The sequence below is a fragment of the Enterobacter sp. JUb54 genome (assembly GCF_014298075.1).
GTDB classification, from domain to species: domain Bacteria; phylum Pseudomonadota; class Gammaproteobacteria; order Enterobacterales; family Enterobacteriaceae; genus Klebsiella; species Klebsiella lignicola.
Window position 1 is genome coordinate 1,208,361 of sequence record NZ_CP060418.1, and the last position, 13,765, is coordinate 1,222,125.

Genomic DNA, 13,765 nt, shown 5'->3' on the forward strand with positions numbered 1-13,765 from the left:
ATTAAGGTGCGATAGTACGGCCGGTGCGGCGATCGAGGCAGCGCAGGGTGTTCGGTTCCCAGTACGCATTCACGTTCGCGCTTTTCTGGCAGTTATCCTGAGCATCGAAAGCGACGTCGGCCTTATCCCACTCCTTCTCGGTGCGCGTATTGACCTTCTGGCGCAGTGAACGGGTGTCGTTCCACTGCTCTTTTTCCATGGTGGCCTGCTGGCGGCTTTGCGCGCTATCGCCGGACTCAATCACCAGCTTGTTGGTTTGCGCAAAAGACGACGCGGTAAACACCACGGCGCTGACGGCCAGCATCGCCGTCAGGCACCAGCGTTTTTTTTGTGTCATTTTCATCACGATTTCCTTTGAGTGATAGCCCTGCGGCCATCTTCAAGTTTACTACATCTCCTGTCGACGGCATACCCGACAAAAGAGTGCGGACAGCGGGGATTATCGCGTAACATGGGCTGACCACCCAATCTCTTTACCTGTCTTTATGTTCAAAACAACACTGCTTTTCTTCGCGACGGCGATCTGTGAAATCCTCGGGTGTTATTTACCCTGGCTGTGGCTAAAGCGTGGCGCGACACCGCTGCTGTTGATCCCCGCCGGCGTGGCGCTGGTGATGTTTGTCTGGCTGCTGACCCTTCATCCGGCCGCCAGCGGGCGAGTATACGCCGCCTATGGCGGGGTTTACGTCTGCACCGCGCTGCTGTGGCTGCGTTTTGTCGATGGCGTCAAGCTCAGCCATTATGACTGGGCCGGGGCGCTGGTGGCCCTGTGCGGCATGCTGATCATCGTCGCCGGCTGGGGACGCGCCTGACCGTCCGGTATCATCTCAACGGGCCGCTATCGCCTCGATCGGCGGCCTGTCTCTCACGCACTGCGTAGCCCACCTGTTAACCCCGTATTCCCGTTAGAAAATGACGGATCCGCTGTCGCGCGATCCCGGCTGGATAATGTGATCGGACACCACCTTTTTAAACATCATACTTGTATGGTAGTAGGTCTGATGCTTTAATTTTAAGCGGATGTTCGTAGGGATATCAGGAAAACAGGGGTAACTCAGCCTGAATCGTCAGCGTAAGACGCATTTGGCTGTTGTGGGTGATGCCCTGAGCGGCATCAGGATTGGCTGACAAACAGACAACAAAAAAACCGCCTGACCGTTGCTGAGGGTGACGGGGCGGCGACTGGACGTTGGCACGTTGTGAAACTGGTGAAGGAGAAAAAATGAAGAGTATTGTCATTCGTCAACCCAATGAGCTGGTTATCGAAGAGAGGGCGCGACCGGAACCTGCGACAGGTGAAGTGCGGGTAAAAGTGAAGCTGGCAGGCATCTGCGGATCCGATAGCCACATCTATCGCGGGCATAATCCTTTCGCAAAATACCCGCGGGTCATCGGGCACGAATTCTTCGGCGTTATCGATGCCGTGGGTGAGGGCGTGAAGGACCGTTCGGTCGGCCAGCGCGTCTGCGTCGACCCGGTTATCAGCTGCGGGCATTGTTACCCGTGTTCGGTGGGGAAGCCGAACGTCTGTACGTCACTGGTGGTGCTTGGCGTGCACCAGGATGGCGGGTTTAGCGAGTATGCCGTCGTCCCGGCCAAAAATGCCTGGCAGGTGCCGGACAGCGTGCCGGACCGTCACGGTGTGATGGTTGAGCCTTTCACCATTGCCGCCAACGTCACCGGACAGGTGTCGCCGACCTCAAAGGATACGGTGTTGATTTACGGCGCGGGGCCGATGGGGTTAACCACAATCCAGGTGCTGAAAAATGTGTATAACGTTCAGCAGGTGATTGTCGTGGACCAGATCGCTGAGCGTTTACAAATGACAAAACGCAACGGCGCGGATCGGGTGATTAATAATGGTGAGCAGTCACTAACTGACTGTCTGCAGGCGGACGGGATCAAGCCGACGCTGATTATTGATGCCGCCTGCCATCCCTCTATATTGTCAGAAGCCGTAATGCTGGCCTCACCGGCGGCGAGAATCGTTCTGATGGGCTTCTCCACCGAGCCTTCGCTGGTTGCCCAGCAAGGGATTACCGGTAAAGAGCTTTCTATATTCTCTTCGCGACTGAATGCCAATAAATTCCCTGTGGTGCTGGAATGGTTAGCGCAGGGGTTAATTGATCCAGAAGCTTTAATTACTCATACCTTTGAGTATCAGCACATTGTTGATGCTATCGAACTCTTTGAAAACGACAGGAAAAACTGCTGTAAGGTCTTATTAACTTTTTGATGTTAATAATTAATACAAACTCTATATATTTCAATTAGAGAACATAATGATGACTACAGTGAAGAATGAGAGAACAACATCCGACCTCATCCGGGCCGCGGTGTCCGGATGGTTAGGCACTGCTCTGGAGTTCATGGACTTCCAACTTTATTCTCTGGGGGCGGCACTCGTCTTCCATGAGATATTTTTCCCTGAACAATCGGCGGCTATGGCACTGATTTTAGCCATGGGAACCTACGGCGCGGGATATATTGCCCGCATCGTTGGGGCGTTTATTTTCGGGCGGATGGGCGATAAAATCGGGCGAAAAAAAGTGCTGTTTATCACCATTACCATGATGGGGATCTGTACCACCCTGATTGGTATTCTGCCAACCTACGCGCAGGTGGGGATTCTCGCGCCGGTGCTGCTGGTAACGCTGCGTATTATTCAGGGGCTGGGCGCCGGGGCGGAAATTTCCGGGGCCGGCACCATGTTGGCAGAATATGCGCCGAAGGGTAAGCGCGGCATTATCTCCTCGCTGGTGGCAATGGGGACCAACTGTGGAACCCTGAGCGCAACCGCCATCTGGGCGGTGATGTTCTTCTTCCTCGACCGTGAAGAGCTGGTGGCATGGGGCTGGCGTATTCCGTTCCTCGCAAGCGTAGTGGTGATGGTCTTCGCCATCTGGTTGCGTTTGAATCTCAAAGAGAGCCCGGTATTTGAGCAGGTCAGCGAAGAGGGAAGCCTGCAAAATAGCGCGGCTGAGGAAGAGAATACCTTTGGCGCGATGTTAAAAAGCAAATCCTTCTGGCTGGCCACCGGGCTGCGTTTTGGTCAGGCCGGCAACTCCGGACTTTTACAGACATTCCTTGCCGGTTACCTGGTGCAAAGCCTGCTGTTTGATAAAGCGATTCCCACCGACGCCTTAATGATCAGTTCCGGCATCGGGTTTATTACCATCCCACTGCTGGGATGGCTGTCCGATAAAGTCGGCCGCCGCCTGCCTTATATTATCGTCAATATATCGGCCATTCTTTTAGCCTACCCGATGATCTCAATTATTGTTGATAAGAGCTACAGCGTCGGCGCGATTATGGCCTCATTAATTGTTATTCATAATATCGCAGTACTTGGCCTGTTTGCGCTCGAGAATATCACCATGGCGGAAATATTCGGCTCGCGTAACCGCTTTACCCGAATGGCTATTTCCAAAGAGACCGGTGGTCTGGTGGCCGTCGGCTTTGGCCCGGTGCTTGCCGGTATTTTCTGTAATATCACAGGCGCGTGGTGGCCAATTGTCGCGATGCTGATTTGCTACTCGATTATCGGCTTAATTTCCGCACTGCTGATGCCGGAAGTGCGCGACCGTGACCTGAGCCTGCTGCACGATGCCGCAGACGAAGCCCCGCAGCATAAAGAAGTAAGAGCCGGTCAGTTAACCTGATACCGCACCTGACCGACGTTGATGTGGCCGGGTGAAACCACCCGGCTTTTTCATGGCGTCAGTCGCATGATCACCGAGAGTAAGCGCGATAAATCTTCTTGTATGGTAGTTGATGGAAATCAAAGATGTCATACCAATTGCATGAGATGGTTTACCTCACAGAGGCATTCTCCTCGAGAATGGTTGATTAGTAATCATAAAAATGAGAGTCACCATGGAAAACACGCTTTTAACAGCCAAGGCAACGCTTCCTTCTTACGACCGCAGCAAACTGGTGTCGCGCATCGTCCATCTGGGATTTGGCGCATTTCACCGCGCCCACCAGGCGGTTTACGCCGATATCCTGGCCGCGGAACATGGCAGCGATTGGGGCTACACCGAAGTGAACCTGATCGGCGGCGAGCAGCAGATTGCCGATCTGCAACATCAGGATCTGATGTACACCGTCGCCGAAATGTCCGCCGATGCCTGGACCGCGCGGGTGGTTGGCGTGGTTAAACAGGCGATGCACGCCGAGGTCGACGGTCTCGAAAGCGTGCTGGCGAAGCTGTGTGAACCTCAGGTGGCGATCGTCTCGCTCACCATTACCGAAAAAGGCTACTGCCACTCACCGGCCACCGGCGAACTGCAGTTGGATCATCCGCTGATTGCCGCCGATATTCGCAACCCGCATCAGCCAAAATCGGCACCGGGCGTGGTGGTTGAAGCGCTGGCGCGGCGTAAAGCGGCAGGCTTGCCGGCCTTTAGCGTGATGTCCTGCGACAACATGCCGGAAAACGGCCACGTGATGCGCAATGTGGTCTGTGCGCTGGCGGGGGCTATCGACGGTGAACTGGCGGCGTGGATTGCAGAACATGTGACTTTCCCGTCCACCATGGTTGACCGCATTGTACCGGCCGTCACCGCCGATACCCTGGATAAGATTGAACAGCTGACCGGCGTGCGCGATCCTGCCGGCGTGGCGTGCGAGCCGTTCCGTCAGTGGGTCATTGAGGACAATTTCGTCGCTGGCCGTCCGCAATGGGAAAAGGCGGGGGCTGAGCTGGTCGCCGACGTGGTGCCTTTCGAAGAGATGAAGCTGCGCATGCTCAACGGCAGCCACTCCTTCCTGGCGTATCTCGGCTACCTGGCTGGATATCAGCACATCAATGACTGCATGCAGGATGAGCATTATCGTCGTGCGGCCCGGGCTTTAATGCTCAATGAACAGGCGCCGACATTAAAAGTGCAGGGCGTTGACCTGCAGCGCTACGCCGGGCTGCTGATCGACCGCTACAGTAACCCGGCACTGAAGCACCGTACCTGGCAGATCGCCATGGACGGCAGCCAGAAACTGCCGCAGCGTATGCTGGATTCGGTTCGCTGGCATCTGGCGCAAGGCAGCGACTTTACCCTGCTGGCGATGGGCGTGGCGGGTTGGATGCGCTACGTCGGTGGTGTTGATGAGCAGGGGCAGGCGATTGAAATTTGCGATCCGCTGCTGCCGGTGATTCAGCAGGTTGTGCAGAACAGCGTTGAAGGGCCGGAGCGTGTGAAAGCCCTGCTGGGAATTGACGCCATCTTTGGCCGCGATTTACCGCAGGAAGGCCGTTTCGTCGATGCGGTGACCGATGCCTGGCTGTCGCTGCAAGCGCATGGCGCGAAAGCGACCATCGCTGCCTGGGCTAAAGCACAGGCATAATCTCGTCTACCATGCCGCCAGCCCTGGCGGCATGTTTATATGGTACGGCTGCTCTGACGTAAAATAATGCTGACCAGCATCTTATTGTCTTAGCCCTGATAGTTTCCGACAAACAGCTTCACACCTTTCGGTAAATAATATTTTACTGCGCCATCCGCTAAAATAATGATCGGGCGCATAGACTATACATATCTTTAACTATGCCGAACTAACTATAAATAATTGATGTTTATTTTAACGATTCTGCCGGTCGTCGAGTGGCTTATTTGTGCTGCGTTTAAAATAAATATGGCATGATGGCTGCAGTAAAAAATAAATATCCTCGGGATAAGGAGTGCCGACTATGTATAAAAGAATTTTATTACCTGTCGATGTGTTCGAAATGGATTTGAGTGATAAAGCGGTACGTCATGCAGAGTTTTTAGCGCAGAGCGAAGGTGAAATTACCCTGCTGAACGTGCTACCCAACAGCAGTCGTTCCATTCTGCGCGGTTTTTCCGCCGATATTAAAAAGTTCGAAACCTTTATGGAGCAGGAGTCGCAGAAGAAAATGAAGGCTCTGTCTCGTCTGTTCTCCATCCCCGCCTCGCGGATCCACTCCCGGGTGGTGTTTGGCAACGTGCGCGATGAAATCGTGGCGATCGGCAATGCCGATGAGTTCGATGTGATTGTGGTGGGCTCACGCACGCCGGGGCTGTCTACCCATCTGCTTGGCTCGAACGCCGAGTCCATTTTGCGCTATGCCAGAATTCCGGTGCTGGTAGTACGTTAGGGATTGCCATTCAGAAACCGCGGCAGCGGTGATATTTTCTGCTGCCGCCAGATTCGATTATTCTTCGCTAAACCAGTCGCTATTTTCCTGACGAATTAACAGCACCGATTCACTAATTTCGTGCAGGTGAACGTTCATTGCCTTGCCCACCGCTTCAACATCACGCTTTTCCAGCGCCTGGAATATTTCATGGTGCTGGCGCAGGAGCATATCCGGAGGGGTGACGTGGTCGAGGCTCATATAACGCACACGGTCAATCGTCGCCTTAATATTCTCTACCGTATCCCAGGCGAGTTGACAGTCGGCAATCGTCGACAGCTTCTGATGAAATTCATCATCCAGCTGGAAGAAATCATTTAATTGCTGACGTTCAACGGCGATACGCTGCTGGGTAAGATTTTGCTCAAGCTGGTAGATTTGCTCGGCAGTGATCATCCCGGCGGCGCGGCGGACTACCGCACATTCGATAGCCTGGCGGACGAAGCAGCCGTTGCGAACCTGCGACAGCGAGATTTTATTGACGTAGCTACCGCGCTGCGGGCGGATCTGAATCAGGCCGTTTTCGGCCAGTTTGATAAACGCCTCGCGCACCGGCTGGCGTGAAACATTAAAGCGCACAGACACTTCTTTCTCAGACAGCGGGGTACCCGGAGGGATCAAACAGTGGACGATATCACTGCGAAGGATGCGGTAAATTTGCTGATTGACAGGTTGTGTCGGATTGAGTTGCGATTCTGCGGCCATTGATGGTTACTTTTAGTGGATTATAAGCGTTATTTTACGCGTATTTTATCGGTTAGCCCATACCCGGCCGTCAAGCGGCCGGGTGGCGAGATTTAACCAGCGCGATGAACGCTCAGACCGGCAAAGCTCTGGCTTACCGGCATCATTTCCAGGGTGTTGATGTTGACATGCGCCGGCAGGTTCGCGACCCACCATACCGCTTCGGTAACATCTTCCGGCGTCAGCGCCTGGGTGTTCTCATAAGTTTTACCGGCTTTGCTGTCATCACCTTTAAAGCGCACGTTAGAAAACTCGGTGCCGCCAACCAGGCCTGGTTCAACATCGGTCACGCGGATCGCTGTGCCGTGCAGGTCGGTACGCAGGTTGAGGCTGAACTGGCGGACGAAGGCTTTGGTCGCCCCGTAGACGTTCCCGCCGGCATAAGGCCAGCTACCGGCAGTGGAGCCGATATTGATGATGTGACCGCGGTTACGCTCGACCATACCCGGTAAAACCGCACGGGTCATGTAGACCAGCCCTTTGTTGTTGGTATCGATCATATCTTCCCAGTCTTCGACGCTGGCTTTGTGCGCCGGCTCGAGACCAAGCGCCAGACCGGCGTTATTGACCAGTACATCGATGGCCTGCCACTCTGCCGGCAGTCCGGCAATCATCTCTTCGATGGCGGCGCGGTTGCGGACGTCCAGCTGCACCGGATAAAGGTTGTCGCCGAGCTCATCTTTTAATGTTTTCAGTCGCTCTTCACGACGTCCGGTGGCGATCACTTTGTGGCCGTTGGCGATAAAACGGCGAGTCATACTTTCACCAAAACCTGCGGTTGCACCAGTAACCAGAATAATCATCATCGCTCCTGTCAATTTTCTCATTAAGCCCCGAACCACGCGCACAACTGTAGAGGGCTGGCAATATCATCAGCACTGTAGCGACAAAAGAAAACGGCGTCTACCTTCAGCGCGTGAGCAATACGTTTCCAAAACAGGGTATTGCGATGACGGGAAAAGGTTGATAACGCCGACGGCAGAGGGCCATTTTCGGGCGATTTTGTCGAAAAATAAACTGCGCGGCATTCATGGCATCAATTGATCATCGCGGCATTTTGCCGATTGTTATTCTGCGCGCCGCGCCCGTTGGGCTGCCATTTTTGGTGGGGATTCCCTATTGTACCTGCCCGCTGTGGCGGGGCTTTTGATGACAGGAGATTGAACAGATGAATGAATGGGACGAAGAAGAGAGCATTGCGACTCACGCGACCATAACCCGTACCGGACTCGATATTCTTGGCGTCACCGGCGCGGTGATGATCGCATTTGTGCTCTATTTTGTGCTTTGAAGCTGCGCTGACCGCCTGAACATCGCGACCGCAGGCGGAAATCATTGCGGTTAATCAACACGTTGCCTAATCTAACTGGATAACCGAGTCCAGGAGATGATGATGGCCGAAAACAACCCTTTCTTAAGCATGAGCCTGCTGCCTTATCAGGCACCGCGTTTTGATCTGATTGACGATACGCATTACCGTCCGGCCTTTGATGAAGGGGGACGGCGCCAGCGCGACGAGATCGCCGCCATTGTGAATAATCCCGCGCCGGCAGATTTCGCCAATACGCTGGTGGCGCTTGAACAAAGCGGGCAGTTGCTGACGCGCGTCACCCGGGTCTTTTTTGCCATGGCCGGGGCGCATACTAACCCGACGCTGCAGGCGCTTGATGAGCAGTTTTCCGCCGAACTGGCCGGGCTGGGCAACGATATTTGGCTCAACGATGCGCTGTTCCAGCGTGTAAAGCAGGTATGGCAGCAACGCGATACCCTGACCCTCGACGACGAATCCCGGCGGCTGCTGGAGGTGACGTGGCAACGTTTCACCCTGGCGGGCGCGACGCTGGCACCCGAGCAAAAAACCGCGCTGCGGGCCCTGAACACCCAGGCCGCGGCGCTGCAAAGCCAGTTCCAGCAGCGGCTGCTGGCGGCGGTGAAATCCGGCGGCCTGGTGCTGGATGACCGCGATCGGTTGGCGGGACTCAGCGACGATGAGATCGCCGAAGCCGCCGACGCCGCGCGCGATAAAGGACTGAACGACCGCTGGCTGCTGCCGTTGGTGAATACCACCCAGCAACCGGCCCTGCTGGCGTTACGCGAGCGCCAGACCCGTGAAAAGCTGTTCGCCGCCGGCTGGCAGCGCAACCAGAAGGGCGATGCCAACGATACCCGCGAACTGGTGCTGCGTCTGGCGGAGATCCGCGCCCGCAAAGCTGAACTGCTGGGCGTCGCGGATTATGCCAGCTGGTCGATGGCCGATCAGATGGCGGGAACGCCGGAGGCCGCATTGGCCTTTATGCGCCGGATTGCCCCGGCCGCGCGGGCGAGAGCGGAGCAGGAACTGGCGGATATCCAGCAGCTCATTGACCATCAAGAGGGCGGTTTTACCGCCGAGGCATGGGACTGGCATTACTACGCCGAGCAGGTGCGCCGCACCCGCTTTGCCATCGATGAGTCACAGCTAAAACCCTATTTTGCGCTCGACCGCATTCTACAGGATGGCGTGTTCTGGACCGCCTCGCAGCTCTTTGGCCTGCGCTTCGTCGAACGTTTTGATATCCCGGTTTATCACCCGGATGTGCGGGTCTGGGAAATCTTTGATGCCAACGGCGAAGGGATTGCGCTGTTCTACGGCGACTATTTTTCGCGGGATTCGAAAAGCGGCGGGGCGTGGATGGACGTTTTCGTCGAACAATCGACGCTGCTGGCCCAGCACCCGGTGATCTACAACGTCTGCAACTATCAGAAGCCCAAAGCCGGCCACAGTGCGCTGCTGTCATGGGATGATGTCATCACCTTGTTCCATGAGTTCGGTCACGCCCTGCACGGGCTGTTTGCCAGCCAGCGCTACGCCAGCTTGTCGGGCACCAATACGCCGCGCGATTTTGTCGAGTTTCCGTCGCAGATCTTTGAGCATTGGGCCAGCGAACCGCAGGTGTTCGCCCGCTATGCCCGGCATTACCAGACCGGTGAGGCGATGCCGGATGCGCTGCGGGAAAGCATGCTGCGGGCCGTGAAGTTTAACAAAGGCTATGACATGAGCGAACTGCTGGCGGCGGCGCTGCTGGATATGCACTGGCATCGCCTCGCGTCAACGGATGTGCCGCAGGATGTCGATGCTTTCGAAACACAGGCTTTAGGCGAGGAACATATGGATCTTGCCGCGGTGCCACCGCGCTATCGCAGCAGCTATTTCTCGCATATCTTCGGCGGCGGCTACGCGGCAGGCTATTACGCCTATCTGTGGACCCAGATGCTGGCCGACGACGGCTATCAGTGGTTCGTGGAGCATGGTGGTCTGACCCGCGAAAACGGCCAGCGCTTCCGCGAGGCGATTTTGTCCCGCGGCAACAGCACTGATTTAGCTGAACTGTATCGCCAGTGGCGCGGGCATGACCCTAAGATTGAACCGATGCTGGAGAACCGTGGGTTGAACGCGTAAATCGCCATCTGAACAGGTCGCCGGCGAGAAAAGGGCGGTGGCCTGGGCTGTTTTGCGGGTAATGAAAAGTTAACTCTTTGTAATTAATCTTTTTTAGCTGTTTATTTTCGCCCGTTTAGACCAGAATATGGCCTTCGACAATGAAATGGCTGAGAAGGAACCGATATGTTAGATAAATACTTTCAGTTAGATGGTGATAGCGGCGATACGGCTATCGAAAAGCATAAGCGTCTTCTTGCTGTTCAGGCCGCATTGGAGATTTCGAAAGCAGCGGTCTCTTCATCCACCGCCAATTCCGGTATTCGTAGCCAGATGGATTTGCGCAACGTGGCGCAGGAAGTCGCTTCGCTGGCGGACGCCATCCAGGATGCCCTCGAAGGTTACGAGGAAGACTAACCTCGCCGCAGCTGCCCGGACTGGCCTCGCATCGCGAGGCTTTTTTATGCCCGGAACACCTGCAGTCTGGCTGGCCGCTACGGCGTTGCGGACCAGTTCTCGACCAGCGTGGCGCCGATCTCTGCAATCTGCTGATTGCGCGCCGCCATGGTGGCGTCGGTGTCGGTGAGGTAAATCACCACGATGCGTGACGGTTTTCCGTCCGGGCCGAGGGCGGCAATGATACCGCGTGAGCCGCGCTGTCCGGCCCCGGTTTTATCGGCGATAAACCAGCCGGACGGCAGCGACGCGCGCAGCAGCGGACCCGCGACCTGATCATCGATCATCCAGCGCTGTAACTGCTGTTGCGATGATGCGGAAAGCACGCCGCCGGTTAACAGACGGCGCAGGGTGGTGGCCATCGCCTGCGGGGTGGTGGTATCGCGCACGTCGCCCGGCACGGCGGCGTTAAGCTCCGGCTCCCGGCGGTCGAGTCGTGAGGTGCGATCGCCGCTGTGGCGCAGAAACGCGGTTAACCCTTGCGGGCCGCCGATGGCGGTCAGCAGCAGGTTTGCTGCGGTATTGTCGCTCAGCGTAATGGTGGCGGCGCAGAGCTCACCAACGGTGAGTCCGTCGTCGAGGTGCTTTTCGGTTTGCGGAGAATATTCCACCAGATCCTGCTGACGGTAGTGGATCCGGCGATCGAGTTTTTCCTCGCCGCTGTCGACCCGGGCCAGCACCGCCCCGCAGAGCAACACCTTAAAGGTACTCATCATTGGAAAGCGTTGGTCCGCACGATAGCCCGCCAGTAAACGGCCGGTGGTTAAATCCAGCTCAGCATAGCCAACCCGGCCCTGAAGCTGGCTTTCGGCGGTTTTAACGCGGCTGATTGTGGCCTCATGGGCCCAGGCTGGCAGGGCCAGCGCGGCGAGTAACGGGAGCAGGGCAAAGCGACTATGGCGCATCTCGGGGGATTTCCTTGGGTCTTATTGTGAGTGTTCGCTAAGGCTGAAGTGGCTGCGGCAGGGCAACGGAAATCATGATAAATAAGACTTATGAAGATTCACAATTTCTCTTTTTTCCTTCATCATTCGCCAGCTTTTACCAGCAATAATTAATGCTTAGCGCAGTATCACTTACCGGAGTAAGCTCCAGGGGTTTACGGCCTTACCGCCTGGAAGCACTCGAATTATTTAGGCTATAAAAAGCAATTTTTTATTTCAGGCTGGTATGAACTATAAGAATATACTGAAGGTAGCGTAAATGCTCTACGATGTCGGCAATCACACATTACTTATTGACCCATCCAGGAGGAACATGGTGGACCCGTTAATTAAGGTCATGCTGGTGGGGGGAAGGGCTGATGGCCTGCTGGTCAGCGTCGCCGATAATGCGACGGAGCTGTCCGTTACTGCTGCACAGTATGGTGCAAAATCCGGCCAGCCGCTGAGCTATCGGATCGTCTCGCAGACGATTGATGACGAACGCTACTTTTTTGGTGTGTTCAGTGAGTCTCACGATGACGCTGACAAGCTCAAACGAGTGGCGCTGAGCAGAGGCATGAAAAAGTCGCTTTGCTGAGCCCGGCAGGCCAATCGGTCGGCCCGTTAATCGCAACGGGCCGCCGGTCTGCGACCTACGTCGCGTTGTTATAGCCGGTAGCCGGCAGCAAGGTTTTACTGCCTTTCAGGGTGAACAGCGAGAGCACCGTGAACCCTAACGTAATCGACCCCAGAATCAGGTATGCCTGATGGAATCCGACGGTATCGTACATCCGGCCCACCCACGCAGACAGCACCACGCCAGAGAGCTGCTTCGATAAGTTAAAGCCAATCAGGAACAGGGTGGCGGACAGTTTCGGGTTAAATGCAGACGAAATATATTTAAAGGTCCCGACCAGCAGGAACGGTACTTCAAACATATGCAGCATTTTTAATATCACCACTTCCACCGCCGAGGTGGCAAACGACGATCCGAGAATACGCACCGACATAATAATCCCGGCGGTCAGCAGCGCGTTTTTGGCCCCGATGCGGTTTACGATGGCGGGAGCGCAGAACATAATCAGTGCATTGAGCAACTCCCCGCCGGTGGTGACAAAACCAAATACTTCGGTACCGCGCTGCGGGTCGGCGAAGAAGCCTTTAAAGAAGTTGGCAAACTGCTGGTCGAAGACGTCATAGACGCTGGCAACCCCGACCACATAGATAATAAATCCCCAGAAGCGCGGCATCCGCAGCAGCTCTGCCGCTACGCGCAGGGAAAAGGCCTGACGGTTGGCGCCTAAGGCATCCATTACCTGAGCGCTGTTGCTGCTTTCCGGACGGGAAAACCACAGCAGTACCCCCAGCACCAGCGCAAACCCGGAGGCAATCCAGAAGGTGATATTGGGGTCAATACCGAACAGGATACCGGTGATGGAAGCGCAAAGCGCCCAGCCGACGCAGCCGGCGACCCGCACTTTGCCGTATTCAAAACGGTTGGCGCGACTGACGCGCTCAATGTAGGCCTCTACCGCACCGGAGCCGCTGGAGAAGACGATCCCCAGATACAGCCCGCCCACCAGCGACCCGGCGATAATATTCATCTGCAGCAGCGGCGAGAACACAAAGATAAAGAACGGCGCGAACAGAATTAATAACACCGTGATGGTCCACAGCAGGTGTTTGCGCAGGCCGAGCTTGTCCGAAATCAGGCCAAATATCGGTTGGCAGATAATGGCGAACAGCGAAATAGAGGAGAAGACAATCCCGGTCTCGGTCTTGGTTAAATGGTTAACGTCCGCCAGCCATACCGGGAAAAAGGGAAAGTAGGCCGACATAATGAAGTAGTAAAAGAAAAAGAACAGCAGGAAGTAGATATAATTATGCCGTTCTCGTGGCGCCAGTTCAGAGAATTTCATAGAGATGTTCCGTTGTTATTATACTCGTCATCATCATTCCAGCTACTGCGCAATTTGCGGCGTGCCGCTGCGTACAGTAACCCATTCGTCCCTGTGCTCTTAGCTGATTTCCGCCTAATACATCCTGAATGATGCCGGTATAACTGTTTTT

Annotated in this window: 14 protein-coding genes; 9 read left to right on the forward strand and 5 right to left on the reverse strand. The window is 55.4% G+C overall.

What is annotated here, in order from left to right; genetic code table 11:
• Position 1 precedes the first annotated feature (1 nt).
• Positions 2-343 (reverse strand): DUF1283 family protein, encoded by a 342-nt coding sequence (locus HF679_RS05520; RefSeq protein WP_123754492.1) that lies wholly within the window; start codon positions 341-343, stop codon positions 2-4.
• 142 nt (positions 344-485) lie between these two features.
• On the opposite strand from HF679_RS05520, the gene HF679_RS05525 reads away from it, so the two are divergent.
• The 5 genes from HF679_RS05525 to HF679_RS05545 all read left to right on the forward strand — a co-directional run bounded on the left by HF679_RS05525 (position 486) and on the right by HF679_RS05545 (position 6,115).
• Entirely contained in the window at positions 486-812 is a 327-nt protein-coding gene (locus tag HF679_RS05525) for a YnfA family protein (RefSeq protein WP_123754491.1), read from the forward strand.
• A 410-nt stretch (positions 813-1,222) separates the two neighbouring features.
• Complete coding sequence (locus HF679_RS05530) at positions 1,223-2,236, forward strand: Zn-dependent oxidoreductase (RefSeq protein ID WP_187042692.1); 1,014 nt, start codon at positions 1,223-1,225, stop codon at positions 2,234-2,236.
• Between the two features lie 49 nt (positions 2,237-2,285).
• Complete coding sequence (locus HF679_RS05535) at positions 2,286-3,662, forward strand: MFS transporter (RefSeq protein ID WP_187043030.1); 1,377 nt, start codon at positions 2,286-2,288, stop codon at positions 3,660-3,662.
• Between the two features lie 214 nt (positions 3,663-3,876).
• A complete protein-coding gene (locus tag HF679_RS05540) occupies positions 3,877-5,343 on the forward strand; it encodes a mannitol dehydrogenase family protein (RefSeq protein WP_187042693.1) in 1,467 nt (488 codons plus the stop codon).
• 343 nt (positions 5,344-5,686) lie between these two features.
• Complete coding sequence (locus HF679_RS05545) at positions 5,687-6,115, forward strand: universal stress protein (protein ID WP_187042694.1); 429 nt, start codon at positions 5,687-5,689, stop codon at positions 6,113-6,115.
• Between the two features lie 57 nt (positions 6,116-6,172).
• Here HF679_RS05545 and HF679_RS05550 read toward each other — a convergent pair whose 3' ends face one another.
• Entirely contained in the window at positions 6,173-6,859 is a 687-nt protein-coding gene (locus HF679_RS05550) for a GntR family transcriptional regulator (protein WP_123754486.1), read from the reverse strand.
• Positions 6,860-6,951: 92 nt separating this feature from the next.
• The gene (ydfG, locus tag HF679_RS05555) at positions 6,952-7,701 is read right to left on the reverse strand and encodes a bifunctional NADP-dependent 3-hydroxy acid dehydrogenase/3-hydroxypropionate dehydrogenase YdfG (RefSeq protein WP_123754485.1); all 750 of its coding nucleotides are present in this window, start codon (positions 7,699-7,701) and stop codon (positions 6,952-6,954) included.
• A 365-nt stretch (positions 7,702-8,066) separates the two neighbouring features.
• On the opposite strand from ydfG, the gene HF679_RS24835 reads away from it, so the two are divergent.
• The 3 genes from HF679_RS24835 to HF679_RS05565 all read left to right on the forward strand — a co-directional run bounded on the left by HF679_RS24835 (position 8,067) and on the right by HF679_RS05565 (position 10,733).
• Positions 8,067-8,189, forward strand: coding sequence for a hypothetical protein (locus tag HF679_RS24835; protein WP_255417649.1), 123 nt, complete (start codon positions 8,067-8,069; stop codon positions 8,187-8,189).
• A 102-nt stretch (positions 8,190-8,291) separates the two neighbouring features.
• Positions 8,292-10,337 carry a peptidyl-dipeptidase Dcp gene (gene dcp / locus HF679_RS05560; RefSeq protein WP_187043031.1) on the forward strand — a complete coding sequence of 682 codons (2,046 nt, stop codon included), beginning with the start codon at positions 8,292-8,294 and terminating at the stop codon, positions 10,335-10,337.
• Positions 10,338-10,502: 165 nt separating this feature from the next.
• Positions 10,503-10,733: a hypothetical protein gene (locus tag HF679_RS05565; RefSeq protein WP_123754483.1), complete on the forward strand. Its 231-nt coding sequence runs from the start codon at positions 10,503-10,505 to the stop codon at positions 10,731-10,733.
• Positions 10,734-10,810: 77 nt separating this feature from the next.
• Here HF679_RS05565 and bla read toward each other — a convergent pair whose 3' ends face one another.
• Positions 10,811-11,677, reverse strand: a complete 867-nt coding sequence (gene bla, locus HF679_RS05570; protein WP_187042695.1) for a PLA/ORN/TER family class A beta-lactamase — start codon at positions 11,675-11,677, stop codon at positions 10,811-10,813.
• Positions 11,678-12,032: 355 nt separating this feature from the next.
• On the opposite strand from bla, the gene HF679_RS05575 reads away from it, so the two are divergent.
• Positions 12,033-12,293 (forward strand): hypothetical protein, encoded by a 261-nt coding sequence (locus HF679_RS05575; protein ID WP_174509397.1) that lies wholly within the window; start codon positions 12,033-12,035, stop codon positions 12,291-12,293.
• Positions 12,294-12,348: 55 nt separating this feature from the next.
• Here the strand turns inward: HF679_RS05575 and HF679_RS05580 are convergent, their stop codons facing one another.
• On the reverse strand, positions 12,349-13,614 hold the full coding sequence (locus HF679_RS05580) for an MFS transporter (RefSeq protein ID WP_123754481.1): 1,266 nt from the start codon (positions 13,612-13,614) through the stop codon (positions 12,349-12,351).
• Between the last annotated feature and the right edge of the window lie 151 nt (positions 13,615-13,765).